At 50.9% G+C, this 26609-nt stretch carries 25 protein-coding genes; 16 read left to right on the forward strand and 9 right to left on the reverse strand.

Annotation, left to right across the window (positions count from 1 at the left end):
* Nucleotides 1-41: 41 nt before the first annotated feature.
* Together HER31_RS15905 and HER31_RS15910 are read right to left on the reverse strand one after the other, a co-directional pair.
* A complete protein-coding gene (locus HER31_RS15905) occupies nucleotides 42-836 on the reverse strand; it encodes a ZIP family metal transporter (RefSeq protein ID WP_168662023.1) in 795 nt (264 codons plus the stop codon).
* Nucleotides 837-840: 4 nt separating this feature from the next.
* Entirely contained in the window at nucleotides 841-1998 is a 1158-nt protein-coding gene (locus HER31_RS15910; RefSeq protein WP_168662025.1) for an HD-GYP domain-containing protein, read from the reverse strand.
* Nucleotides 1999-2404: 406 nt separating this feature from the next.
* Here HER31_RS15910 and HER31_RS15915 point away from each other — a divergent pair, with 406 nt between their 5' ends.
* Nucleotides 2405-2989, forward strand: a complete 585-nt coding sequence (locus HER31_RS15915; RefSeq protein WP_168662027.1) for a YhgN family NAAT transporter — start codon at nucleotides 2405-2407, stop codon at nucleotides 2987-2989.
* A gap of 75 nt (nucleotides 2990-3064) precedes the next feature.
* Here HER31_RS15915 and HER31_RS15920 read toward each other — a convergent pair whose 3' ends face one another.
* Together HER31_RS15920 and rsmD are read right to left on the reverse strand one after the other, a co-directional pair.
* Nucleotides 3065-3331: a DUF1145 domain-containing protein gene (locus HER31_RS15920; protein ID WP_168662029.1), complete on the reverse strand. Its 267-nt coding sequence runs from the start codon at nucleotides 3329-3331 to the stop codon at nucleotides 3065-3067.
* 155 nt (nucleotides 3332-3486) lie between these two features.
* Nucleotides 3487-4092 (reverse strand): 16S rRNA (guanine(966)-N(2))-methyltransferase RsmD, encoded by a 606-nt coding sequence (gene rsmD / locus HER31_RS15925; protein ID WP_168662031.1) that lies wholly within the window; start codon nucleotides 4090-4092, stop codon nucleotides 3487-3489.
* Between the two features lie 115 nt (nucleotides 4093-4207).
* Between rsmD and ftsY the strand changes: the two genes are divergently transcribed.
* From ftsY to HER31_RS15975, 10 genes are all read left to right on the forward strand, one after another.
* Complete coding sequence (gene ftsY, locus HER31_RS15930; protein WP_168662033.1) at nucleotides 4208-5983, forward strand: signal recognition particle-docking protein FtsY; 1776 nt, start codon at nucleotides 4208-4210, stop codon at nucleotides 5981-5983.
* 8 nt (nucleotides 5984-5991) lie between these two features.
* Nucleotides 5992-6660, forward strand: coding sequence for a cell division ATP-binding protein FtsE (gene ftsE / locus HER31_RS15935; RefSeq protein ID WP_168662035.1), 669 nt, complete (start codon nucleotides 5992-5994; stop codon nucleotides 6658-6660).
* Nucleotides 6657-7610: a permease-like cell division protein FtsX gene (gene ftsX / locus HER31_RS15940; RefSeq protein ID WP_168662037.1), complete on the forward strand. Its 954-nt coding sequence runs from the start codon at nucleotides 6657-6659 to the stop codon at nucleotides 7608-7610. Before ftsE ends, ftsX begins: the two co-directional genes overlap by 4 nt.
* Before the next feature lie 140 nt (nucleotides 7611-7750).
* Nucleotides 7751-8611: an RNA polymerase sigma factor RpoH gene (gene rpoH, locus HER31_RS15945; protein WP_168662039.1), complete on the forward strand. Its 861-nt coding sequence runs from the start codon at nucleotides 7751-7753 to the stop codon at nucleotides 8609-8611.
* Nucleotides 8612-8615: 4 nt separating this feature from the next.
* On the forward strand, nucleotides 8616-8864 hold the full coding sequence (locus tag HER31_RS15950; protein ID WP_168662041.1) for a YkgJ family cysteine cluster protein: 249 nt from the start codon (nucleotides 8616-8618) through the stop codon (nucleotides 8862-8864).
* A gap of 418 nt (nucleotides 8865-9282) precedes the next feature.
* Nucleotides 9283-10227 carry a DmsE family decaheme c-type cytochrome gene (locus HER31_RS15955; protein WP_168662043.1) on the forward strand — a complete coding sequence of 315 codons (945 nt, stop codon included), beginning with the start codon at nucleotides 9283-9285 and terminating at the stop codon, nucleotides 10225-10227.
* 12 nt (nucleotides 10228-10239) lie between these two features.
* Complete coding sequence (locus tag HER31_RS15960) at nucleotides 10240-12228, forward strand: MtrB/PioB family decaheme-associated outer membrane protein (RefSeq protein ID WP_168662045.1); 1989 nt, start codon at nucleotides 10240-10242, stop codon at nucleotides 12226-12228.
* A 20-nt stretch (nucleotides 12229-12248) separates the two neighbouring features.
* Nucleotides 12249-14885, forward strand: a complete 2637-nt coding sequence (locus HER31_RS15965) for a DMSO/selenate family reductase complex A subunit (RefSeq protein ID WP_168662047.1) — start codon at nucleotides 12249-12251, stop codon at nucleotides 14883-14885.
* A gap of 19 nt (nucleotides 14886-14904) precedes the next feature.
* On the forward strand, nucleotides 14905-15609 hold the full coding sequence (locus tag HER31_RS15970) for a 4Fe-4S dicluster domain-containing protein (RefSeq protein ID WP_168662049.1): 705 nt from the start codon (nucleotides 14905-14907) through the stop codon (nucleotides 15607-15609).
* 80 nt (nucleotides 15610-15689) lie between these two features.
* Nucleotides 15690-16310, forward strand: a complete 621-nt coding sequence (locus HER31_RS15975; protein WP_168662051.1) for a TorD/DmsD family molecular chaperone — start codon at nucleotides 15690-15692, stop codon at nucleotides 16308-16310.
* Between the two features lie 44 nt (nucleotides 16311-16354).
* Here HER31_RS15975 and HER31_RS15980 read toward each other — a convergent pair whose 3' ends face one another.
* From HER31_RS15980 to gpmI, 4 genes are read right to left on the reverse strand one after another with little or no spacing between them, the layout of a single operon-like run.
* Entirely contained in the window at nucleotides 16355-17143 is a 789-nt protein-coding gene (locus HER31_RS15980) for a divergent polysaccharide deacetylase family protein (protein ID WP_168662053.1), read from the reverse strand.
* Nucleotides 17088-18287: a S41 family peptidase gene (locus HER31_RS15985; RefSeq protein ID WP_168662055.1), complete on the reverse strand. Its 1200-nt coding sequence runs from the start codon at nucleotides 18285-18287 to the stop codon at nucleotides 17088-17090. The genes HER31_RS15980 and HER31_RS15985 overlap by 56 nt, the downstream gene beginning before the upstream one ends.
* A 39-nt stretch (nucleotides 18288-18326) precedes the next feature.
* Nucleotides 18327-19460: a murein hydrolase activator EnvC family protein gene (locus HER31_RS15990; RefSeq protein ID WP_168662057.1), complete on the reverse strand. Its 1134-nt coding sequence runs from the start codon at nucleotides 19458-19460 to the stop codon at nucleotides 18327-18329.
* Nucleotides 19460-20995, reverse strand: coding sequence for a 2,3-bisphosphoglycerate-independent phosphoglycerate mutase (gene gpmI / locus HER31_RS15995; RefSeq protein ID WP_168662059.1), 1536 nt, complete (start codon nucleotides 20993-20995; stop codon nucleotides 19460-19462). Before gpmI ends, HER31_RS15990 begins: the two co-directional genes overlap by 1 nt.
* Nucleotides 20996-21234: 239 nt before the next feature.
* Between gpmI and HER31_RS16000 the strand changes: the two genes are divergently transcribed.
* The 5 genes from HER31_RS16000 (at nucleotide 21235) to HER31_RS16020 (ending at nucleotide 25661) form a co-directional block, all read left to right on the forward strand.
* Entirely contained in the window at nucleotides 21235-21669 is a 435-nt protein-coding gene (locus HER31_RS16000; RefSeq protein WP_168662061.1) for a rhodanese-like domain-containing protein, read from the forward strand.
* Between the two features lie 136 nt (nucleotides 21670-21805).
* Nucleotides 21806-22282 (forward strand): protein-export chaperone SecB, encoded by a 477-nt coding sequence (gene secB, locus HER31_RS16005; protein WP_168662063.1) that lies wholly within the window; start codon nucleotides 21806-21808, stop codon nucleotides 22280-22282.
* A gap of 17 nt (nucleotides 22283-22299) precedes the next feature.
* Nucleotides 22300-23304, forward strand: a complete 1005-nt coding sequence (gpsA, locus tag HER31_RS16010) for an NAD(P)H-dependent glycerol-3-phosphate dehydrogenase (protein ID WP_168662065.1) — start codon at nucleotides 22300-22302, stop codon at nucleotides 23302-23304.
* Nucleotides 23305-23414: 110 nt separating this feature from the next.
* Complete coding sequence (locus HER31_RS16015; protein WP_168662067.1) at nucleotides 23415-24596, forward strand: BaiN/RdsA family NAD(P)/FAD-dependent oxidoreductase; 1182 nt, start codon at nucleotides 23415-23417, stop codon at nucleotides 24594-24596.
* Nucleotides 24597-24617: 21 nt separating this feature from the next.
* Nucleotides 24618-25661, forward strand: coding sequence for a murein transglycosylase domain-containing protein (locus HER31_RS16020; RefSeq protein WP_168662069.1), 1044 nt, complete (start codon nucleotides 24618-24620; stop codon nucleotides 25659-25661).
* Between the two features lie 38 nt (nucleotides 25662-25699).
* On the opposite strand, the gene HER31_RS16025 is transcribed toward HER31_RS16020, so the two are convergent.
* Nucleotides 25700-26605 (reverse strand): LysR substrate-binding domain-containing protein, encoded by a 906-nt coding sequence (locus HER31_RS16025; RefSeq protein WP_168662071.1) that lies wholly within the window; start codon nucleotides 26603-26605, stop codon nucleotides 25700-25702.
* Nucleotides 26606-26609: the final 4 nt, after the last annotated feature.

Consider the following 26609-nt stretch of genomic DNA (forward strand, 5'->3'; position numbering starts at 1 on the left):
GGAAGCACTAGCCATCTGCACTGATGGCTAGTGCCCACTGATCAGTGGGCGTGTTCGCCTTCGTGCAGGTGCAGTTGATGTTCTTCAACATGCCCACTTGGATCGTCGTGATCATGATGACTGTGTCCAAAGAACAGCATCATTGAAGATAAAAATAGCACCCCAATGGCGGCACCAATGTAGTGGCCGGAACTTAATTTAGAGCGCTGACTGTGACTATGGTCGTGTTCACCATCGTGGTGATGTTCATGAGGACGATGGAGCAGCACATGCATTATTGAACCAGTTACAAAGGCTTGCAGCCAGACTAATTGGTCTGCAGCAAATAGGTGGTGTAATTCATCGCCAGCGAGGAAGCCAATTACCGTTAGCACCATCATCATCAATAGCACGGTTGCAGCAACCATGCGGCCAAAGGCAGGGCGCAGTAGCCACCAAATCGCTAACCCCGCCGGCAAGCGATGGAGGACAACCCCGAGCGCCAACATGCCATTGGTTTCTTCTTGTGCTAGGGCGACAGCACTGCCATCGGTGATGGTGTGGATCAGCAGTCCGACTAGACCCAATACCAAGGTGATGTTATGGGTGTAGTTGGATACCTTGCTAAATAGTTTTTCTGCGATTGAAGGGCCGGCTATCCCCAATAATACAAAGGGTATTATCGACCAACCCGCCTGTTGCCACAGATGCGGCAAGATATCGAACAGCACCAAGCCGCTTAATGCCACCAGCACAAATGCGCTGATCCCATTTAGGAACCGAGTGTGTTGACGTAGACCGTGATAGAGCAATGGTCCGAAGGCTAAAACCAACAGGCTGGCGATTAAGTAATGCATAGAGTTATAGGTAATTTCTCGGGTCTAGTCGGTACTCTTCCGGTTTCACCGCTCGTACAATTTTCTCGTTAGTACCAGCGAGGGCAAGGTCGAGCTCTTCATTCATTACGTGTGTATTACTGCGAGTGCTGTAGATAACTTTCACGATTGGCAGTAATGGTGTCGTGGTTGCATCGATAACGATTGCGATCATGCCGTTGGATAGTTCAACAAAGCTTCCTGGAGGGTATACCCCAACGCAGTTAATGAACTGATGCAACAACGCCTCATCGAGCTGATTTGGGGTCATATTGCGTAGGATTTTCATCGCTTGTGGCCCCGTCATGCCATCTCGGTAAACACGGTCTGCAGTCAGGGCGTCGTAGATGTCACAGATGGCAATCATTCTGCCGTACTTACTGATCTGATTGCCTGACAGACCAGCAGGATAACCACTACCGTCTATCTTCTCGTGGTGCTGAGCGGCTACATCAAGGCTGATTTGATTAAGACCTGGGGTGGCTTTCATGATGTCACGGCTGTAGGCCGCGTGAGAGCGCATAATAATAAACTCGGGCTCAGACAGTTTTCCCGGCTTGTTGAGGATCTTTTCCGGTACCTTGATCTTGCCTATATCGTGCAGCAGTGAACCAACACAAAGGTGGTGCAGTTCTTGACCACTAAAGCCGAGCTGACGACCAAACATCACCATCAAAATCGCGACGCCGATGGAGTGTTCTAGTAGGTAGTCGTCTTTTTGTTTGATCAGTCTTAAGCAGCTAAGTGCGCTTGGATTGCGAAACACACTTTCAATGAATTCATCCGCTGTAGCACCAACTTCATCCAGGTTGATGGCATCACCTTTAAATAGGCTCTCCATCGTCTGTTGTTGTAACTTACGTGCTTGTCGATAAAGCTTACGAGCTTGAGGAAGCTCTTCGAATGTTTTTTTCCGTACCGTAACTTTTTTGGCCTTGACCTTGGCGGCCATATTCAACGTTGGATTGATGGTTGATTGGCTCAAATCAACAACTACCGACATAACACCTCGTTGCTGCATCACACGCAAAATACGTGGATCTTTAATGAGACCTTTTTGCCGGATCCCAAGCTCATCATGGCCGGGTATATCGGTGATATACATGCCGATGGTCACTTGGTGAAGTGGGACGGTTTTAATCATTGAATTGCAGATATCACTAGAAAGAGTAACACCACCGTATAATCGCGCATTTCTGCATAAGAACCAATCAAAAATGGCATAAGGGCAACGGTAAATTGGTGTTTTTTTCTTGTTCGTTCAGCTTTTCGCCACTCATTACCCTACCCCCTTAATCTTGTATAACAGGGATGTAGTGCTGGTTATCTCGATTTACGTTGAATCAGGTTAAGAATGGCTTGAGTTCTCTACCCTTACTGATAGTGTGTCGCCCAATTCTTACCGAATAAATATACCCAGATTATTCAGACACTGAATTAGTGGAAATAATCGAAGGTTTAATCGAACAATTGGTAGCTAACTACGCTACACCATTAACCTTGTGGGTGAGTTTATTGTCATCCACACTAGCTATAAGTGAAGGAATAGAATGGAAACGTTATCTGCGGCAGTAATGCTGTTTTTGATTATGGATCCGCTAGGCAACCTGCCTATTTTTATGTCGGTATTGCGTCATGTTGAGCCGAAACGTCGACGTAACGTGTTGATCCGAGAGTTAATTGTCGCCTTGGTTATCATGTTCCTGTTTTTGTTCACTGGCGAAGCGATTCTTAGCTTCTTGAACCTGCGTGCAGAAAGCGTGTCTATTGCCGGTGGCATCATTCTGTTCTTAATTGCGATTAAGATGATCTTCCCAACGGAAGGTGGGGTGTTGGGACATGACGGCGGGCAAGAGCCATTTGTGGTACCACTGGCTATTCCGTTAATCGCTGGTCCATCGGTATTGGCGGCGTTATTGCTGCTGGCTCATACGGATCCAACTCGCATGACAGATTGGTCATTTGCACTGTTTGGAGCGTGGGCAGCCAGTTCAGCCATCTTGTTGTTCTCTGGCGTATTCCACCGCATCTTGGGTGAGCGCGGCTTGATTGCAATTGAACGATTGATGGGGATGGTGCTGGTTATGATCTCAGTACAGATGTTCCTTGATGGCGTCGCTGAATATCTCAAGTAACGAGCGTTAGCCTGTTACAACAAAGCCGTCCATTGGGCGGCTTTGTTGATCTTAGCGTGGCATAACTGGCACAAACTAGCTGTCTTGTGGCTCAGCGTAACGCCAGCTAAGTATGGCGAAAACGCCAAACAGCAATATATCTTGATAGATAAGCCAGGTGAGCGGTTTTTTCTGCCGTACCCGAAAACCTGCACAACAAGCGATGTGGCCAACAATGGTTAACTGCAACAACAGTTGAAGCAGCTGTTCATAGGGATCCGGCCAAGGCCAGATTAAGTTTGCCAGTAGCAGAAACCATACTACCGCCATCGAAGTTTTAGCTAGGTATAACAACGTATTCATACCAGTCCTATTGAGTATTTGGGCTTTTAGTGCGCCGGGGAATTGTATCAAACAAGAGATTGAGTTTGCTGCTATTAGCTCTAGCTGCAAACTCGATAGCACGTTCTCAAACGATTAAAACGTCTAGTAATTAGTTATCGATCGGATTGGTATCGTTAACCTCTTCGGTAGAGGCGACTGAGTACTTGGCCACTCTTTTTCTCACGATGCAGTAGCCAGGTTGACGGCACTTCAAGCTGTGCCAACTCCGCTTCCGATTCGACGTAGATCCAGCATTGCTCCGCAAGGTAGCCGTTAGCTTCTAGGGCGGCAATGGATCTATCGTATAGGTCTTGGCGAAACGGCGGATCAAGAAAAACCACATCAAACGACTGTGAAGCGCTCTTAGCGAGGTAACTGAGCGAGTCGCCATGGATCACCTCGGCGTGATCTACGTTGAGATCGGCCAGGTTCTTCTGTAACTGTCTGGCTGCGTCTTTGTTGAGCTCCAACAAGGTGGCATGACTGGCATAACGTGATAATGCTTCAAGCCCAAGCGCACCACTGCCGCTAAAGCAATCGAGGATACGGGCGCCATCGATATCGTTCATTAACCAGTTAAACAGGGTTTCGCGAACACGATCTGTGGTTGGTCGCAACCCTTCTACGCAGGCTACCGGTAGGCGTCGCCCACGCCATTGGCCCGCAATTATGCGGATCTGACCATTGCCTTTGCGACTGGCGCTGTCATTTTTATTACTGGAACGGCGCACTCTTGCCATGATGACCTCGGATCCTGACCTATTTCTGGGTAAACTATGTTCCCAGAAAAATTCGCTATTTTAGCAGGGCGAGGGCCAATGTGGGCAGCCTCGACCAAGGTAAAGGACATAAAATATGGCCAAGAGCTTCTTTTCTTGGTTCCGCCGCGACAAAAAAGCGGCAGAGCAAACTGCAGAGGCACAAGCCACTGTTGATGAAACTGCATCACCGACCGATGTAACCTCCACCGTTGACGAAGCGGCGCAGCAAAAGGCCATCGCTGATGCCGAAGCGTTACGTCAGGCTGAAACTGCTGCGGCTGAAAAACGCCAAACTGAACAAACTGCACAAATACAGCAACAGGCTGCCGCTGCAGCGGAGACTCAGCGCCACGCCGATGAAGCAGCGAAACGGCTAGCGGAAGAGGCCGAAGCGAAACGTTTGGCGGAAGAGGCCGAAGCAAAACGTCTGGCGGAAGAGGCCGAAGCGAAACGTTTGGCGGAAGAGGCCGAAGCGAAACGCCTGGCGGAAGAGGCCGAAGCGAAACGCCTGGCGGAAGAGGCCGAAGCGAAACGCCTGGCGGAAGAGGCCGAAGCGAAACGCCTGGCGGAAGAGGCCGAAGCGAAACGCCTGGCGGAAGAGGCCGAAGCGAAACGCCTGGCGGAAGAGGTTGAAGCGAAACGCCTGGCGGAAGAGGCCGAAGCGAAACGGCTAGCGGAAGAGGCCGAAGCGAAACGCCTGGCGGAAGAGGCCGAAGCGAAACGCCTGGCGGAAGAGGCCGAAGCGAAACGTCTGGCGGAAGAGGCCGAAGCGAAACGTCTGGCGGAAGAGGCTGAAGCGAAACGTCTGGCGGAAGAGGCTGAAGCGAAACGTCTGGCGGAAGAGGCCGAAGCGAAACGTTTGGCGGAAGAGGCCGAAGCGAAACGTCTGGCGGAAGAAGTAGAAGCTAAGCAAGATGGAGCTAGTCACACTGCAGAACGTCCAGAAAAGCAGGGCTTTTTTGCGCGACTGAAGGCTGGCCTACGCCGCACCAGTGCCAATATTGGTGGTGGTTTTGTGGCGTTATTTCGCGGCAAAAAGATTGATGAAGAGCTGTTTGAAGAATTAGAAACACAACTGTTGTTGGCCGATGTTGGCGTGGAAACCACCACCCGCATTATCGATAGCCTAACCAAGCGCGCTGAGTTTGGTGAGTTGAAAGATTCTGATGCACTGTTCCAGTATCTGCGCCAAGAGCTTTCGACCACCCTTGAACCGGTAAATAAGCCACTGCAAATTGATAATGCTAATGGCCCTTACGTGATGCTGATGGTTGGCGTAAATGGCGTGGGTAAAACCACCACCATTGGTAAGTTGGCAAAACAGTTCCAGGCTGAAGGCAAATCGGTCATGTTGGCTGCCGGTGATACCTTCCGTGCCGCTGCAGTTGAGCAGTTGCAGGTTTGGGGCGAACGGAATGATATTCCAGTTATTGCACAGCACACTGGTGCCGATAGCGCCTCGGTTATCTTTGACGCCATCCAAGCGGCGAAAGCCCGCAATGTTGATGTACTGATCGCCGATACTGCTGGTCGCCTACAGAATAAATCTCACCTGATGGAAGAGTTGAAGAAGATCGTCCGGGTGATGAAGAAGGTGGATGAAAATGCACCGCACGAAGTGATGCTGACGTTAGATGCCAGCACTGGCCAGAACGCCATCAGTCAAGCGCAACTGTTTGATGAGGCGGTTGGCCTTACCGGCTTAACTTTGACCAAATTAGACGGCACCGCCAAAGGTGGAGTGATCTTTGCACTTGCGGACAAGTTTAAGATCCCAGTACGGTACATAGGTGTTGGCGAAGGTATTGATGATCTTCGACCTTTTGAAGCCGATACCTTTATCGACGCCCTCTTTAGCGAACAGGAATAAGCGCCCCTATGATCCGGTTTGAGCAGGTCAGTAAAATCTACCCCGGTGGTCAAACCGCGTTAGAAAATGTCGATTTTCACCTTCAACGGGGAGAGATGGCATTTCTAACCGGCCACAGTGGTGCAGGTAAAAGTACCCTGCTCAAGCTAATCACAGCGATTGAAAAGCCAACAATGGGGAAGGTGTTGGTTAATGATCACGACATCGGCACCTTAAGCCGCAGTGCTGTCCCTTACCTGCGTCGTAACATCGGCATCATCTTTCAAGATCACAACCTGTTGATGGACCGCAGTGTCTACGACAACGTCGCTTTACCATTATTGATTGAAGGGTTCCACGACCGCGAAATCAACAAACGAGTTGAGGCGGCGCTGGAGATGGTTGGCCTCGGCGACAAAACCAATTTTGCGCCGATGCAGCTTTCTGGTGGTGAACAACAGCGGGTCGGTATTGCCCGAGCTGTCGTTGCTCGACCGCCACTATTGCTGGCGGATGAGCCCACCGGCAATCTTGACCCTAAATTGTCGATGGAGATCCTGCGTTTGTTTGAAACCTTTAATCGTGCCGGCACCACCGTGTTAATCGCAACCCACGATCTCGGTCTTATCGCTCGCATGCGCTACCGCACCCTGACTCTGGGACAAGGTCGGTTATTGTCTACAGAGGCGGTGGCATGAAGCGAACTAAGTCAAAGGTATCGACTGGGCGGCGCTTCAGTAGCTTTTTAGGGCAACATGCCAAACAGCTGGTGGCCAGCTTAGGTGAATTGTGGCAAACACCAATGACATCGGTAATGACTATGCTGGTGTTAGGGTTCAGTCTAAGTCTACCGACGCTGTTGCTAGCGTTATCAAACAACGCCGCTAAGGTTGAACAACAATGGCAGCATAGCTCGCAGATCAATCTATTCCTGCAACTGGATCTACCGGCTGCAAGCGAACAACGCCTGCTTAGCAAGTTACGGGGGATGGCGGAATTAATAGAAGTTGAGCATCAATCGTCACAGCAGGCGCTGGCGGAGTTTCAAGCTCACAGCCGCTTTGCTGATGCACTGCAATATCTCGACGATAATCCGTTACCGGCCGTGGTTAAGGTGGTTCCTTCACTTAACTATCGCAGCGGTGAGGCGGTAAAGGTATTGCAACAACAGCTGCAATCGATGCCGGAGGTAAGCCTAGCTCGTTTGGATCTAGACTGGTTGGAACGATTGCAGGCGTTCTCTGACACCGCCAAGAGGGCGAGCTCGGCGTTAAGTTTGCTGCTGATTGTGGCGGTGGTGCTGATCACTGCTAACACCATTCGTATGGGTATCATGCAGCGTTTTCACGAGATCAAAGTGATGAAGTTGGTTGGTGCTACCGAAGCTTTTATCCGTCGACCGTTTCTCTATAGTGGTCTTTGGCTTGGGTTGATGTCAGCAATGCTGGCACTGGTGTTGGTTAATGGTTTATTGCTGTGGCTTGATAGCGCCGTAGCGCAACTATTAAGCCTTTACGATAGCCAACTGCGCCTCGATGGTTTAACTGGTTCTCAGGTTGCATGGTTACTCGGTTGTGCCTGTGGGCTGGGCTGGTTAGGAGCCTATGTTTCGGTACGCCGTCATTTACGGGCCATCGAACCGCAATAATCTTTTCTTACATCTGTTACTTAATCCCAGTGGGAACCTACGCTCGTTAAGAGAGTCAGAAGGGCTCTGGTGGTTGGTGCATTAACTTGCACCTGACAGTCTGTTAAACTGCGTTCCCTAGCAGGTATCTGAGGTAACAAATGAGCGAATCCAAACCGAATATGGCATTAATGGTGGTCCCACAGGGACACGGCAGCTTGGAAAGTTATATCCAAGCGGTCAATGCCATCCCGATGCTATCGGTCGAGGAGGAGCAATACCTTGCCCGCCAAGTGGTGGGCGGTGATATCGACGGTGCCAAGTTGTTGATCATGGCGCACCTTCGCTTTGTGGTACATATTGCCCGTGGCTACTCTGGCTATGGCTTGCCGCAAGCGGATCTTATCCAAGAAGGCAACATCGGTTTAATGAAGGCGGTAAAACGCTTTGATCCGGATGTTGGTGTGCGTTTGGTGTCATTTGCAGTGCATTGGATCAAGGCTGAAATCCACGAATATGTGCTGAAAAACTGGCGTATCGTTAAGGTGGCCACCACTAAGGCGCAACGTAAGTTGTTCTTCAACCTGCGAAAGGCAAAAAAACGTTTGGGTTGGTTCAGTAACGAAGAGGTTCATACCGTTGCTGAAGAGCTTGGTGTATCACCGAAAGAGGTGATGGAGATGGAAGCTCGTCTTGCCGCCCAAGATGCTGCCTTTGATCTTGGTAACGACGACGATGATGACAACAGCAGCTATGCTCCGGCCTTATATCTGCAAGATGACAACTCTAATCACGCCGATGTGATTGAAGCGGAGGATCATCAAGCACAGTCGCAACGCAGTTTGCGCGATGCGTTAAATACTCTGGATGATCGCTCTCGAGAGATCCTCACCGCGCGTTGGTTAGACGAACCGAAGCAAACATTACATGAGCTTGCTGCTCACTACGGTGTTTCTGCTGAGCGGATCCGGCAGCTAGAGAAAAATGCCATCAAGAAGCTGAAAATTGCGATGGAAGGGTAACCGTATGGAATGCCGCCTCGGTTGCGGCGCCTGCTGCATCGCCCCGTCAATCAGCTCTCTCAACAAACCCGCAGGGGAGCGTTGTAAATATCTCAATACCGATAACCTCTGTTCCATCTTTGGTAAGCCAGAACGGCCGCAGGTATGCAGTGACTTTAAAGCTTGTGATTGGATTTGCGGCAACAACAACGCGGTCGCGCTGCAGATATTGACCGATTTGGAAACGACTACCGCACCTTCTGCTTCCACGTAGTCGTCGCTGTTACCGTTAAGGCGCTACCCGTCCTCACCCGTTATCCCTTATTTTGCCCTTTTTGTCTGTTGGTTAAGTGTCGAACTCGTTACACAATTTGCATTAATTTGTAACTGACTTCAGTTCAAGTTGATGTGGTGCTGATTGCTATTGCTTACCGCAGTTCGATGCCTTTGCGAGTTGAAGACGTAAGCCGTTTTTTCGTGACTATGGATCAACTTGCACCACAATTGTGCTGTTCTTCACGCCAAAGGCATCTTCTCGATATTAAAAGTCATTTTTTTCGAAAAAAATATTCGTCAATACCTCCAAAGTGGGGGATTTTTCAATGGGAAAAGGCACATAGTTTACTTTTTCTAAGCTGCTTTCTTGACAGAATCGCCATGCCCAAATTGTTGTATTACAACCTAGTGGATCGATGATGGCGAAGTTAAATAAGTTAATGCGAGTGCTTACTTTAGGGGTGCTAATCAGTGTCCCGATGTCTGCATTGGCTACCGAGGGTAATAGTGTTCAAGCCCTACTGTTGGATAAATTCCAAGCAGGCCACTACTCCAATAAAGGCGCCGATGGCTGCCTGATGTGTCACAAAAAGAATGACAGCGTTACTGCAATCTTTGCTGGCGTGCACGGCGATTTGAACCACAGCAACAGCCCAATGGCTAAGCTGCAGTGCGAATCCTGTCATGGCCCCCAAGGCAAGCATCGTGGCAAAAACGAACCGATGATCAGCTTTGCTGCCAACGGTAACGTCTCTGCTGAGCTGCAAGACAGCGTCTGTCTCTCCTGTCACCAAGACAGTGAACGCATGGCGTGGCATGACTCCCTGCACGTGCAGGAAGAGGTTAGCTGTGTCAGCTGTCATAGCGTTCACACTGCGCAAGACCCAATCATGAACCGCAGCAATCAAGTGGCCACCTGTGTGGAATGCCACAGCGAGCAGCGGGCCGATATGCACAAGCGCAGTGCTCACCCAATCCTGGGCACCGGTCGCGATGGCGGCAATATGGTCTGTAGCGACTGTCACGCCCCGCACGGCTCTCTGTCTGATGCTGCGCTCAAGCAAACCACCATCAATGACAGTTGTTACGACTGTCACGCGGAAAAACGCGGCCCATTCCTGTGGGAACACGAAAGCGTGATTGATGACTGCAGCAGCTGCCACGACGTGCACGGTAGTGTGAATGACAACCTGCTTAAGCGCAAAGCGCCACAGCTGTGTCAGAACTGTCACCAGCCGGACGGTCACCAGTTTAATGTTGAGCAGCCAGACGGGGTATTCACCTCAGGCCAAAGCTGCCTCAACTGCCACAACCAGATCCACGGGTCTAACCACCCAAGTGGCAACTACCTGCGTAAGTAAAGGAGAGAGACGATGAAGATGAAACTCAGTCTGGTCGCTCTGGCGATGCTTAATGTGGGGGCGCTACAGGCAGCCAGCTTCAACCTAAACCAGGCCAATACCGCCAACCTCAACACCGATAAGTGGGCTTGTAAGCGTTGCGATACAAATCACGACAGCGGTAGCGTTGGGGTGTCATTGCTCAGCGTTGACGCCGACGACGCTCGTGCAGCCAACCGCAGTGGCGACGAAGACGGCACTGCGGCAGCGCTGCAAGCAGATCTTGTGTCGCAGAATAACGGTGACCGGATCCAGCTGCACGCCACCGACTTTGGTCTTGAGACCGGCCGCGTCGATGGACGTTTCGATAACGACCAGTTTGGTGTGCATGCCGGTTACCAAAGCAACCTGCAGGTGAGCAGCGACAAAGCGCAAACCATGTACGGCATTAACCAAGGCGTTATCATCAACAGCGGTAACCTGAACGGCGAAACCCTTGAAACGAAACGTGAAAAATGGCTGTTGGGCGGCGAGCTCAAAGGCGATTTTTGGCGTGGCTTTGTTGAATACCGAAACGAAGACAAGAGCGGCCAACAGGTGAAGTCGAGCCAGTTTATCGGCTTACCAAGTGGCGACAGCAGTGGTTTGCCAATCAACTACGTGGCACCAATTGATCACAATACCCAAACCCTAGTGGCGGGTGGTGAGTTGATGGGTGAACGTTGGTTGGCCGGGGTGAAATACCAAGGCAGCCAGTTCGACAACGATCACAACGGCATCGACGCCATGAGCGGCGGCAGCATCCAAGCCTACGAACCAGAAAACGAATCACACCAAGTGATCGTCAATGGCCAGTATCGCTTTGAGCGCGACATCGTTAGCGGCCGTATCGTCAAAGGCTGGATGAGCCAAGATCAGGATTTCGTCAGCACCGCAGGTGTGCCAGCGGGGATCCACAGCGCCGACGCTGAGGTGGAAACCTTAGATATCAACGCCCGCTGGAACCACCGCGCCAGTGCCGATCTACGCATCAAAACTAAGATCGACTACCGCGATCGCGACAACAAAACCCCAATCCGTTTGTACCAATCACTCGATTACGACGCCAACAAAGGCCGAGCGGTTGAGAACGTGGCGATGGATAGCGAACGCTTGGCCTACCAAGTGGCTGCAGATTACCGCTTGGCCAAAGGGATCAAGTTCAATGGTGGCTACCAAGGCATCGATAAAGAGCAAACCGATTCCGTTAAGGAAGAAACCAAAGAAGATCGCTTCTTTGCCGGTGTGCGCTACGACCGCTTAACCCAGTGGGATTTAAGCCTAGATGCGGAATTCAGCCGTCGTGACGGTTCTGACTACCAAGCGGATGAAGCCACCAGTGACGAAGACAACGCCGTGCTGCGCAAATACCACTTGGCCGATCGCGACCGTCAACAGCTGCGTTTTGGCGCCAGCCACACTCCGCTGGATAACCTCAGTGTCGATCTTAATGTGCGTTACGCCTTAGACGACTACAGCGACACCGATCTCGGTTTAAAAGAGTCTCGCGATAGCAGCTTCGATTTGAGCGTCAACTACCAACCGTTGCCGCAGCTGAGCCTGCACCTGTTTGCCGGGCAGCAGTGGATTGATTCGCAACAGAGTGATCGCAACAGCTCAAGCCGCTACGGCACTGATAGCAACGACACCTTCAGCCACGCCGGTTTTGGCGGTCGTTACCACGGCTTGCTGCAAGACAAGTTGGTTATCGGTTTGGATTACGGCTTTAACGAGTCCGAATCAGAGACCGAGATCAGTGGCAACAACCTGTATGGCGACTATATCGCGTGGTCACACAACGTTGATGTTTACGCGGAATATCAGTTAAGCGCTAACACCAAGGTGAAAGCGAGCTACGGCTACGAACGCTACTACGACACCGATTACGGCAGCGTGGCGAGCAGCAGTTACACCACCCTAGGCGAGATGGACAGCAACTACGTTGCCCACACAGTAATGCTGACCTTCAGCTACGCCCTGTAATATTTATTTGAGGTTTTATCATGCAAAGACGTGATTTTCTGAAATTGAGCGCCACCGCTGGCGCCGTAAGCTGCATCACAGCCTGTGGCAGCAAAAGTTCTGACTCCCCAGCGCCAGTGGCGCCAGCTGAAGAGCAGCTGAACTGGACTGCCTGTCTGGTTAACTGTGGATCTAACTGTCCACTGAAAGTGTACTCAGTAGATGGTGTATGTACTCGAGTTGAAACCGACTGGGCTGAGAGCGACGATTACGGTAACCACCAAGTGCGTGCTTGTTTGCGCGGTCGTTCACTGCGTCAACGCAACTACGCGCCAGATCGTTTGAAAACTCCACTGCGTCGTGTCGCTGGTACTAAACGTGGTGCAGGCCAATGGGAGCAGATCTCGTGGGAAACCGCATTTAGCGAAATTGGTACTAAGCTGGCTCAGCTGAAAGCCGATCACGGTCCACGTTCTATCTACCACCACTACGTTTCTGGTGCGTACTACTCGTTCGCTTCCGGTAACTGTATCCGTCGTGCATTGGATTGTGCTGGTGGCGAGCGCGGTTTCTTGGCGTACTACTCCAACTACTCTTGGGCTGCATTAACTGAAACCGCCGGCGCGACCTTTGGTCACGGTGCAACCTCAGGTACTCGCCATAGCCACATCCGCGATGCGGACTTCTTCTTGGGCATTGGTTTTAACCCGTTTGAGATGCGCATGTCTGGCTCCGGTGAGCAGATCGACTTTATGAAGGCGGTCGAAGAGCGTCGTGCTAACGGTCAGAAGTTCAAAGCCATCATGATCGACCCACGCTACACCGACTCGAACCTAGGTAAGGAAGATGAGTGGCTGCCAATTCGTCCGGGTACCGATGGTGCCATGGCTGCAGCTATCGCTTACGAGATGATGAAGGGCAGTGATGAAGACCACAGCGACAGCTGGGTTGAACTGAACTCTCGTGACTTCTTGAACAGCTACACCGTTGGTTACGATGCCGCGTCTATCCGTGCCGCGATTGCAGCCGATCCAACCCTGCAGCCTAAGCATGACGATGGCACTATTGCTATTACCGTTGATGAGATGGCGGCGAACAACTACAAGGATTACATCCTTGGTAGCGGTAAGTTTGATGCGATTACCGGCACTGCACCAGACTACGAAAAAGGCGCTAAAGACGCCGAATGGGCTGAAGCGATTTGTGGTATCCCAGCGGATAAGCTGCGTGAGATTGCCTCCGAGTTGATGGCTTCAAGCAACCCATACATTCAGATCGGTGCTGGTCCAAACCGTCAAGCGGCTGGTGAGCAAACCATGCGTTCGCTGTACATGCTGTCTATCCTAGCCGGTAAGCTTGGCCAAGCGGGTACTAACACTGGTGAGTTGCCAAGCAACTTCCGCCACAACACCGCTGGCATGGGTTACAGCTACGCTGACAAAGACGGCAGCAAAGCCTCACTGTGTTTCTTTGACTGGGTTGAAGCAGTTAAAGACGGTAAAGATATGGACTACCGCTCTCATGGCGTCAAAATCTACAACAAAGACGGCGAGCTGCAACGCGACGAGAAACTGGGTACTGACATCAAAGCAGTATTCTGTTCGGCGGGTAACGGCCTGATCAACCAGCACTGTGACATTAACTACACTCGCCCAATCTTAGAAGATGAATCTAAGGCTGAGCTGATTGTGGTAACTGACTGTTGGTTAACCCCGTCCGCAGAGATCGCTGACTACGTATTGCCAGATTCGACCTGGATGGAGTCTAACGATATCGCGGATGACTCGTACTCTTCTGGCGAGACTGGCTACCAGACCTACATGTCGTCTTCGTTGAAGCCATTCTTTGAATCAACTAAGTCTATGTACGACATTGGTTTGGGCATTGTTAAGGCTTCCGGTGGTGACGTTAGCACCTATACCGATGGCAAAGCCGACGCTAGCGAGTGGTTAGACGAGCTGTACGAGCAAACCAAAGCCAAATCGCAGAATGCAACCTTGAACCTGCCAGCAACCTACGCTGAAGCGCAGGCGAAAGGCTTCTTCCGTGGCCATGCGCCGGATCGTGGCCCTTTAACACTGGAAAGCTTTGTTAATGAAGGGGCGGCGCTGAGCACCACCACCGGTAAGATTGAGATCTTCTCGTTCAAGTGGGCGATTGATAACCCTCGCCGTGACACCTTTGTTGCTGATGACCGCGATGCGTCTACTCACGTCGATATGATCGACCCAACGCCAAAGTATGTGCCGCACTGGCAAGGCTTTGAGGATGACGATACCCCTCAAGGCAAAGAGGAAGTAGAAAACTACCCATTGCAGGTTTGTGGCTATCACACCAAAGGGCGTGCTCACTCTTCGTACCACAACGTTAAGTGGCTGCGTGACGCGGTTGAGGATTGCGTTTGGGTTAACCCAGCTGATGCCGGCGAATTTAACAGCGGTGATGAAGTCATCATGGAAAGCCCGCGCGGCAAGCTGCAGATCCGTATGCGTATTACCCCACGCGTTGCCCCTGGTGTTGTCGCATTGCCAGAAGGTGCTTGGTACAAAGCCAGTGCTGCCGGTGAGGTTGATTCGGGCGGTTGTGTAAACACCCTAACCAAGTACCACCCATGTCCGGTTAGCCGTGGTAACACTCAGCACACCATCCGCGTGAAACTTTACAAAGCCAACGCTTAATTTAGTGGGAATTTAGAATATGACTGAACAAGTACAATTTGGTTTCTTCATCGATACCACCAAGTGCACTGGCTGTAAGACCTGCCACGTGGCGTGTAAGGACGACAACTCCCGTTTAGCCACTGGCAGTATTCTGCCAGATGGTAGCAACGAGCCAACCAATCTGATGCCGGTTGAAGGTAAGTGGCGTCGTGTGTATGAATTTGGCGGCGGTACCATGGGTACCAACGGTAAGGGCGCATTCACAGGCTTTAGTGGTGTATTCAGCTATTACGCGTCGATTGGTTGTAACCACTGTTCGCACCCCGTATGTGTACAGGCTTGTCCAACCGGTGCTTGTCATAAGCGCCAGAAAGATGGTTTGGTTCACATTGATCAGAACGTATGTATTGGCTGTCAAAGCTGTGAGCGTGCCTGTCCGTACGATGCTCCACAGTTTGATAACGACCGTGGTGTGATGACCAAGTGTGATGGTTGTTACGATCACATCGATACCGATTTAAGCATCCCATTGGCCAGCCGTCGTAAGCCACACTGTGTCGAGTCTTGCCCATTGCGTGCTATCGACTTTGGCACTATCGACGAGTTGCGTGCTCTGTATGGTAGTAACGCCGACATTCAAGGTCTGCCAAGCTCCAGCATTACTGATCCTAACCTAATTATTAAGGTTAACCCGGTATCAGGTAAAGGCACTGCTAGTCACCTCAACCCATTTGAGGTGTGATCAGCTAATAGCTGCCACGATACTGTAATTATTAAGGCCGGATGCTAGCGCATACCGGCCTTTTCGTTGACGAGGAACGTATGACTCAGACCGATTTATTACCGTACGCCAGTGCCATCAGTGGTGTACTGCACAACCTTTACTTTAATAAGCCAACGACGGAGTTCTTAGCGGATTTTCGCGCGGGAACGCTGTTGCGTAGTTGGCCTCAACTCGGTGATGCGACAACGCATCAGCACGCGATTGAGTTGATCCAATCCTCACTTAATGAGTTGACCGATGAGCAGATTGAGCGTGACTATTACCGCTTATTTATCGGCCCTGGTGAGATGCAGGCATACCCATGGGGTAGCGTATACACTGACCGTGAAAACTTGCTGTTTGGTGCCTCTACGCAGGCATTGTTGACCTTCTTACAGCGCTGGCAGGTTGAGGTGAACTTAGATAGCCATCAACCCCACGATCACATTGGGCTACTGCTGGGGGTATTGGGGCAGCTATTGGCGAATGAACAGCTGGTTGCCGTGGATGAGTTGTTGCAACAACACCTGATGCCGTGGGCTCCCCGTTTGCTGGAGTGCATCGATATGGGGGCCAATAGTGGCTTTTACCGTGGCTTCGGCATGTTGACTCAGGCGTTATTGAATCGGTTAATGGCCGAGCGCGAGCTTACGGCACATAAAGTACAGCTATTTAAGTAACCCCGCTTTGGGCTCGGCAGTAAGTTGTGTGCACACCAGTAATGTTACTGTGTTGCTGGTTGCTGAACTTGTGACTGAGCTAAACGCTCGTTGCTAATGAGCTCAGCGACCGACACCAACTCTATTTGATCCAATTGCGGAATTTTGTGCTGCAAAAAAGCCATGGTGTCCGGGTAGGGGTGACCGATCACCACCACCTTGCCATATTTTAGGGCGATGGTTTGTGCCCGTAACCATTGCTGCTCTAACACCTCAATCCCCGGTTGGGGATCGAGGAACACATGGCGTTTAATCGAGTCAATGCCATAACGTAGGGCTTGTGCATGGGCTTGGCTATCACTGGTGGTGAGGCTATCGACAAAAAACATCGGCTTTTTTGCAATCTCTTCCATAACCCAAGCCATCCGTTCTGGATCTGGCGTGACGGCGCTGCCCATGTGGTTATTGATGCCAGTAACGAAGGGAATGTCTGCCAATGCTTTTTTTACCCGATACTGTACCTGCCATTTATCTTGGTTTGGGGTGATTGCCCATGGCCCAGGATCTTTCACACCTACGGTGGCCATCGGCAGATGCAGCATCAGTTCTCGCTGCTGCAGCCACCCTAACATGGCGAAATCGCGGCCGAAGCGGCTGTGGGGTAAAAACGATAGGGTGACTTTGTGTGGTAGCGCTAGGGTTTGCTTATCTAGGGCGCGCTCACCGACATCATCGATAATCAACGCCATCTGCGCAGCGGTGGCACTCCCAACTAAAAGCAGTGATAAAACCAACCATTTAACGGCTTTGGTTATCCATAATGTAGTCGTAAGCAGCGAAAATTTGAGGGTCATCGGTCCATTGATTCTCCAAGTTTAGACCGATCACTATATCCTCTTGCTGTTCATCTGCCAAAGTGATTGAAAAGTCAGGTTCAATTCCTTTTTGATCAATAAAGGTACCGTTTGGGGTGGCATAGTGAGCGGTGGTGAGCTTAATGGCGCCACCGTCGTCAACAAGTGGAATTAAACTCTGCACCGTCCCTTTGCCAAACGAACGTTGTCCCATTAGCTGGGCACGGCCATGATCCTGCAATGCACCGGCGACAATCTCGGCGGCGCTGGCGCTGCCTTGGTTAATTAGAACGACCATCGGCAGCTGGGCAAACAGATGAAATGAGGTAGCTTGATAGTCACTGTTAGCGGCATTAAAGCGCCCATGGGTAGTAACGATGGTGCCGTCATCGATAAAAATGTCGGCGATACGTACCGCTGAATCAAGCAATCCTCCAGGGTTGTTACGCAGATCCAGCACTAACCCCTTGAGCGGTAATTTACTTAGCGCAAAGGCGGAGCGACGCACCTCGATAGCGGTACGTCTGTTGAAGCTGGAGATCCGCAAGTAACCCACCTGATCTGCAAGTACTAGACTGCGACTACTGCTGACCGTAATTGGCGATGGAGCTAACTCAAATTGCAGTGGTTGTAGATTGCTGTGGCGTTGCAGGGTCAATAGCAGTGAACGGTCGGCGGTACTGGCCTGTTTGATATAGCTGATCAACGGTTCCATGTCGCTGGGATCAGCCACTAGCTCATCCACCCGCAACAGTATGTCACCGGGCAGTATTCCCGCGGCGGCGGCGGATGAACCCTCCAGTGGGGTGACAATCTCGACCTGATCGCCGCTGGTCGAAACCTCAATGCCGTAACCGTAGTAGTGGCCGCGATTACTGCTGCGTAGCATCTCCAATGATTGCTCGGTAAGGTAGGTCGAATTTGGATCGAGCGTGCTCAACATGCCCTTAATAGCACCGTCAAGTAGCTTTCTCTTGTCTACCTCGTCGACGTAATAGCTGTCGATAAGCTGCTCAACTTGAGCCATAAGTTGTTGGGTAGATTCCGATGTCGGCGCTGTCAGTTCCGTCTGAATTGTCTGTTCAGCCCATGCGAACGAGGCTGATAACAGTATGCCGGCCAGTAAGGTATTGAGTTTTTGCATCACGGCTCCCCACTGAACTGTAGCGGGGGCTGTGATTAATTAGCCTTTCTTTAAGAATGGCTTGGGATCGATAGCGCGCCCGCGATGACGTATTTCGAAGTATAGACCTGGTTGGTCTAAGCCACCGGAATTGCCGCTTAATGCCAATACTTCACCGCCGCTGACGGGATCGCCTACTTGTTTTAATAGCGCTTGGGCGTGGCCATAAAGGCTAAGGTATTCCTCGCCATGATCGACGACCACAACCAAACCAAAGCCACGGAGCCAGTCGGCAAAGATCACCTGACCGCTACTGATTGCTTTCACCTCTTTGCCGGATGAGGTCGTTAGTAGCCAACCATTCCATTTTAATTGGCCCTGACGGTGGCTACCAAAACGCTTACTTAACTTAGCCCTGATTGGCCATGGCAATGAACCATTGTTACTAAGGCCATTGTACGATTGGCTTTGGGCTAACAGTTGCAGAGCCTGTTCAATCGCCGCGGCAAGAACGTCGCGGTTTTCTTGCATGTTGACCAACTGTTGTTGCTGCTGATTAAGCTGTTTTTGTAGATCCTTTAGTACGGCTTCACGCTGCGCTAAATCTTTCTTTAATTGCTGCTGTTGCCGTTGCCGTTGTTCGTGCAGCGCCGCTTGTTTATCGCGAACCAGTTGTTGCTCTTGGGCGACCTCGGCCAGCTCAATTTCGGTGCTTTTAACCACCTCAATAGCATCTATTCGTGCGTCATTGAGGTATTGGTAATAGACCATCATCCGCTCTAGCTGCGCCGGGTCATCGTTACCCAATAGGATAGCGGTACCATCATTATTGCCGCTCATCCAAGCACTGCGGATCTGCACTGCCAACTGCTGCTGTTGCGCTTGGCGCTGCTGTTCAAGCTCGGTTTGTTTTGCTTTCAGCTTACTCAGTTGGGCATCTGCCGCGGCCACTTTGCTGGCACTTTGGCGCAATGCTTTGGTGCTGTTACTAACGGCCTTTTCGGAATTTCGCAGCGCCTTTAACTGCTTATTTTTGTTTACTTGCCCTTGCGATAGCGCCGTCTGTTGACGCTGGATCTGCTCGGTAAGCTGTTGTAGCTGCTGCTCTTGCTTGGTGGCATCAGCGAACAGCGATGGGCTATACGCTAACCACAGAGCCGTCAGGGATACAGTAAAGGCGCGACGTACGGACATCAGCTACTCAGTTTTAACAAGCTGCTGCCAGACATCTCTGTCGGTATTTCTTCGCCGATAAGTTCCAACATGGTTGGAGCTATATCAGAGAGAACACCATCGGCACGCACGGTTGCTTCGCGGCCAACGTAGATAAACGGTACCGGCTCGCTGGTGTGAGCGGTATGCGCTTGTCCAGTGTTGGCGTCTTTCATCTGCTCGGCATTGCCGTGATCGGCGGTAATGATGCACTCGCCACCATTGCGTTGCAGTGCGCTGATGACTTCACCAACACAGCTATCGACCGCTTCGCAGGCTTTAACTGCAGCATCGAAGTCACCGGTATGGCCAACCATATCGCCGTTAGGATAGTTACAGATGATGACGTCGTATTCACCGCCATCGATGGCACCGATCAAACTGTGGGTGAGTTCGGCACTGCTCATCGCTGGTGCTAAATCGTAAGTAGCCACCTTTGGTGAATTGATCAGGATGCGTTGTTCTCCGGGGAATTCCGCTTCGATGCCGCCGTTAAAAAAGAAGGTAACGTGGGCGTATTTTTCGGTTTCACTGATGCGCAGTTGTGTCCGGCCGGCCTTCGCCAACACTTCACCTAAGGTATTGACCAATGAGTTTGGCGGAAAGGCACAGGTGGTATCGATGTCGGCAGCATATTGCGTCAGCATTACCATACTGGCTAATGCCGGTGTTTGCTGGCGGACGAAACCATCAAAAGCAGGGTCGGTGAAGGTACGGGTGAGCTGTCGAGCGCGGTCCGCGCGGAAGTTCATAAAGATCAGGGCATCGCCATCTACGATAGGGGCATTTTCACCAATCACCGATGGCGCTACAAACTCATCGTTTTCATCGCGTTCATAAGCTGCGGCTAGTGCCTCGTAGGCAGTTTCATAACGAGCTTCACTGTAAGCTTCTGTCAGCAGCCGGTAGGCTTTCTCGACACGATCCCAGCGCTGATCTCGATCCATGGCGTAGTAGCGGCCGATGATGGAGCCAAAACGACCTTTGCCTAGTTGAGTAAACAGCGTTTCTAGTTCATCGATATAAGCATCGGCGCTGCGCGGTGGCGTATCGCGACCATCTAAGAAACCATGCAGGATGACCTCTTTGGCGCCACGAGCAACGGCCATCTTGATCATCGCCTTGATGTGATCTTGATGACTGTGTACCCCACCTGGGGAGAGTAAGCCCATTACGTGCACGGTGCCGTTATTGGCAATGGCACCATCGACGGCCTTAACTAACGCTTGGTTGTGGTCGAAGTCACCATCGTTAATCGCCTTACCTATGCGGGTAAGCTCTTGGTAGACGATGCGGCCTGCGCCAATGTTGATATGGCCAACCTCAGAGTTACCCATCTGACCATCCGGTAGGCCCACATCCAATCCTGAGCCTGAGATCAGCCCAGCGGCGTTGTTTTGCCACAAGGCATCTAAATTTGGGGTGTTGGCAGTGGTGATCGCGTTATCGTCGGTTGGTGCGCGGTGGCCCCAGCCGTCGAGAATCAGTAAAGCGAGCGTTTTCTTGGCGATGGTCATTGTAAGTCCTTGGGCAACTTAGAAGTCTTAGGGGATACTTCGTTACAGGCACAAAACGTTAGTGTATAACGAGCAAGCTCAATTGAACCAGTTCAACGCTAAGACATATTGGATGAGCTGGCCAAAAAAATGAGAATTAAGTCGCATGTGGTTGAGCATTTCATCACACAGCGATTTTTCCTTTGAGTATACTAGCGACCTTAATTCGATTCAGTTAGACCGCAGAGATAGGCACTACGATGCAAGAATATACCGATTTTATAGCTAACAATGCTCTGATGAGCGCCATTTGGTTAGCGTTGTTTGTGATGGTGATAGTCTCTTTCGTACAAGGGAAATTGAACAACGTTGTTACTGTTAATCACGCTAAGGCGACAGCACTGATTAACCGTGAAGATGCCAAGATTGTTGACGTTCGTTCGAAAGATGAGTTCAAAAAAGGGCACATCGTTAATGCCATTCACCACGAGCTGGCGCAAATCAAAAATAATCAACTTGGCAAGGTTGAAAACCTTAAGAACACCCCCATCATTGTTGTATGTAACGCTGGGATCAGCTCAAGCCAAGCAGCAAAAATGCTGGTGCAAGCTGGTTTTGAGAAGGTGTACAACCTGCAGGGCGGCATGACCGAATGGAATAATGCCAATTTGCCAACCGTAACCTCAAAACGGTAATTCCAGTTTTATTTTTGTTTCGGTTTCGAGGTAGGGTAAATGCCTTGAAACTAGAGTCACCGCGGTTTTGGTCATTACGGACTAGATCGGCGATGGACTGCCCGATAAAACGACAACTATAGTAAAGGTTAAGACAATGTCTGAAGCAGCAAACAACGAACAAGCAGCACCAGTATTCCAAATCCAACGCGTTTACACCAAAGACGTGTCTTTCGAAACGCCTAACTCGCCAGCGATCTTCCAGAAAGAGTGGAAGCCAGAAGTTAAATTGGATCTGGATACTCGTAGCAACAAGTTGGCTGACGATACTTACGAAGTGATTATCTCTATCACCGTAACCGTTAAGGTTGAAGAAGAAACTGCGTTCCTGGCAGAAGTTCAGCAGGCTGGTATCTTTACTGTATCTAACTTGCCAGAGCAGCAACTTGCACACGCTCTGGGCGCTGGTTGCCCGAACATCTTGTTCCCGTACGCTCGCGAAGCAGTAGCTAGCCTGGTTAACCGTGGTACTTTCCCACCACTGAACCTGGCTCCAGTTAACTTCGACGCGCTGTTTGCTCAGTACATGCAAAAGCGTCAAGAAGAAGCTGCAGCAGAACAAGCTGACGCTTAATCAACCGGAGTTTTCCGTTGACTGAAAAAACCGAAATTACGGTATTAGGGGCGGGGTCTTATGGCACCGCTCTTGCTATTTCTCTTGCCCGTAATGGTCACCGCACTATGTTGTGGGGCCATGAAATGGATCATATGCAGAGATTGGCAGCCGATCGCAGCAATGAAGAGTTTCTGCCTGGCGCTCCTTTTCCTGAACCACTGGTGATTGAATCGGATCTGGCAGCGGCATTAGCGGCTGCTAAGAATGTCTTAGTGGTAGTACCAAGCCACGTATTTGGTGAGGTGCTTCGCCGTGCCAAGCCATTGATGCGGGCGGACACCCGCTTGGTGTGGGCAACCAAAGGCCTTGAACCGAAAACCGGTCGCCTGCTGCAAGAGGTTGCGCGTGAGGTATTGGGAGATGAGGTACCGTTAGCGGTACTTTCAGGACCTACCTTCGCTAAAGAGATGGCGGTTGGTATGCCTACTGCTATCTCGCTCGCTGCAACGGAACAGAGTTTTGCTGAAGACATTGCTGGCTTACTGCATAACCCAAGTTGGATGCGGGTTTACATCAACCCAGACTTTGTCAGCATGCAATTGGGTGGTGCGGTTAAAAACGTGATTGCAATTGCCGCTGGTATGTCCGACGGCATCGGTTTTGGTGCTAATGCGCGCACCGCCTTGATCACCCGTGGTCTGCAAGAGATGTGTCGCTTAGGCTGCTCGTTAGGTGCCGATAAAGAGACCTTTATGGGCATGGCTGGTTTGGGTGATCTGGTACTAACCTGTACCGATAATCAATCCCGTAACCGTCGCTTTGGTATGGCCTTAGGGCAGGGCAAAGCGATTGAGCAAGCGATGACCGATATTGGCCAAGTGGTTGAGGGGTATCGCAATGCAGAAGAGGTTTACGAGTTAGCCAAACGTCAGGGGGTCGAAATGCCGATCTCCGAGCAGCTTTACCATGTGCTTTATCAACACAAGCCGGTAAAAGAAGCTGCGATGGCATTGCTTGGCCGCGACATGAAACAAGAGTAAACTGCGCCGCAGTAACTCGGTTTGATGGAATATGAGGAGTGCTTCGGCGCTCCTTTGTTGTTTCTGAATAATGGCGTTGGCATCGAGAGTAGAACAGAGGTTTTGAGTTAATGAAGTGCGATGTAGTGGTAATTGGCGCTGGCGCGGCCGGATTGATGGCGGCAGCAACCGCAGCGAAACGTGGCCGCAGTGTAGTGGTGCTTGATCACGCCAAACAGGCGGGTAAGAAGATCCTCATCAGTGGCGGCGGCCGTTGTAACTTTACCAATATGGAAGTGCTTCCAAGCAACTTCCTCTGCACAAATCCTCACTTTGTAAAGTCGGCCTTAGCGCAGTACAGCAACTGGGATTTTATCTCGATGGTGTGTGAGCACGGCATCAGCTACCACGAGCGGGATCATGGCCAGCTGTTCTGCGACGACTCCGCAAAAGATATCGTTAAGATGCTGCTAGCGGAATGCGATAAAGGCCAAGCCAGCATTCGCTTGCGTACCAATATTAATGATGTGGTCAACACCGAGTTTGGTTTTCGCGTGCAAACCAGCAATGGTTTGTTTGAGTGTCAGTCGTTGATTGTTGCCAGCGGGGGGTTGTCGATGCCAAAGCTGGGAGCAACTCCATACGGCTATCAATTAGCGCAGCAATTTGGCTTAACCGTGATGCCAACCCGAGCGGGTTTAGTACCGCTAACATTGCAGCCGGAAGATAAGCAGCACTTTGAGCCACTGTCCGGTATATCACTGACCACCACCGTGAGCGCGAACCAAGGCCCAAGCTTTACTGAGCAACTGCTGTTTACCCACCGTGGTATCTCTGGCCCTTCAGTGCTGCAAGCCTCCAACTATCGTGGTGTGGGTGAGCCTGTTACCGTTGATCTATTGCCGAGCGACGACGTTAGCGACAAACTTACTCAAGCCAGAGAGAAACATCCGAAACGGTTGTTACAAACGGTACTGAGCGAATGGTTACCCGGACGACTAGCTGAAGCCTTGATGGCTAAGCAACAGTGGCCGAACGAGCAGCTGTGCCAGCTCAACAAGATGCAGCTGGATAACATCGCTTCAACGCTTAATGGATGGCAATTGAAGCCAGCAGGTGACGAAGGTTATCGTACCGCCGAGGTCACCCTAGGAGGGGTCGACACTGATCAGATCTCGTCCAAAACAATGGAGTGTAAAACCGTTAATGGCCTGTACTTTGCTGGCGAGGTGATGGACGTTACCGGTTGGCTTGGGGGCTACAATTTCCAGTGGGCTTGGGCATCTGGCTATGTAGCAGGAAGCAACGCGTAAATAAGCGTTATCGGCTTAACCATGAAGGTGTTGCAGGCGCAATTAACGATAATGTTGCTGTGGGCGTTAAGCCCAACAACTTTAGCTACTGAGTTTACGCATTACGAAGACGACGTAGCGACACTGCTGCAAGAGTATCGGCGCGATCAATATAGCGGCTTCCAGTTTGACCGCGGGGTTGAGCCGAGCTTACTGCAGATGCACGACGAACAGGGCGGACAAGTTAAGGCCGACTTCGCTCGTGGTGAAATCAACATCGATGCGGTTTCTCAAGCCGCCCTGCAGCAATCGATAGTGCGGCTGCTGTTAACCCAATTTGATCCGAACGAAATCGATATCCAAACCGCTAATGATTTTGGTTTGGTTAATAGCAGCAAAAAGCCATTTTTTTATAATCAGATCCTCGATACCGATGGCAAGCCGATAGAGTTTGAATGGCGTGCCCAACGCTATGCGAAGCATCTGTTGCAGCGCAGTCGCTACGAGAATGGACGCTATTGGGTGACTATCCCCATGAGTGCCAATCATACTCAGATCGCCGGTGGCAAGTACGTTGCTTTTGCTCAGAGTGCCAGCGTTCGGCATCAGGTGCCGGTATCATTAGTGATGGCGATTATGGAGACCGAAAGCTCCTTTAATCCAATGGCACGTTCTCGCTCTAATGCTCTTGGTTTGATGCAAGTTAAAGCCAATACCGCTGGGCGAGACTACTTCGCTTTGATTAAGGGTTATCAACACACACCATCTGCAGCTTATCTCTATCAACCCGAAAGTAATATCGACTTGGGAGCTGGTTATCTGCGGATCTTGCAGCAGCGTTATCTTAAGGGGATCGATGATCCGCTCAAGCTCGAATATGCGGTGATAGCGAGTTACAACGGTGGCAGTGGCAACCTTTGGAAGAGCCTGAACCCACAAGGCAATAAACGCAACGCCATTGCTCGTATCAATCGGATGTCGAGCACCGACTTCTATTGGTTTTTAACCAATCGCCACAACCGCAAAGAGACTCAAAACTACGTTAAAAAGGTGACAGCCAAACAGCGTAAATACCTTCAGCTTTGAATCATTAGCAACATCAACTTTACTGATAATGTGATCAGTTAGCTGTTCTCTTGCAGCTCTTTCGCTAGACGTCGAGCCTGCAGGGTGATGCACTCTCGTAGCGGATTTACTTGCGAATCACGCCGCCAGATAAAGGTTAGTGGCCGTTTCATATTGAGCTCGGGTACGTTCAGCTCGATAAGCTCACCGCTTTTAACGCAGTCGCGAATATCAAAGTAGGGCAGGCAGGACAGGTATAACCCCTCTGCTACCAGCTTCTTTAACACCCGCACCTGTTCATACTCGCGCCATACATCAAGATCCTCGATGTGACCATGCAGCGCGCTTTCAAAACTGGAGCGAATCCCTGATCCGCGTTCGCGAAGCACCCACTGAGCTCGCTCTAATTGAGCGTAACTTACCTGCTTAAAGCGCGCATAGGGGTGATTGCTGCTGGCGACAATAGCGAGGTGGTCGTAGCACCAGATCTCTTGCTGGATCTGGTTATCGTCGCAACGTCCCTCAATGATGCCAAAATCGTATTGGAAAGAACGTACTCCCTCGATCACCTGATCGGTGTTCTGAACGCCCATGTTGATTTTGAGTGCTGGAAAGTCACGGTCGAGATCGCGGATTACCTCGGGGAATAGATGCTCGGCAGCGGTTTGACTAACGCCCACATTGATTTCGCCACTGATGATCTCCTGCTGCGCAAAGCCTGACTCTATCTGGCCTATATCCAACAATATTTTTCGGGCTTTAGGGCGGAGCCAATTGCCCCAAGCGGTTAGTGCCATGCGTTTATTTTGGCGCTCAAACAACGGGTGTCCCAACATCCTCTCTAGCTGAGCCAGTGCCATACTGGCGGCTGACTGGCTCTGAGCTAGCTCTTCAGCTGCGAGGCTGACGCTACCGGTACGAGCGACCGCTTCGAAGATGGACAGTTGTTTAAGCGAGAACCGCATGGTT

Origin of the sequence: Ferrimonas lipolytica (assembly GCF_012295575.1) — a bacterium.
Lineage (GTDB): Bacteria > Pseudomonadota > Gammaproteobacteria > Enterobacterales > Shewanellaceae > Ferrimonas > Ferrimonas lipolytica.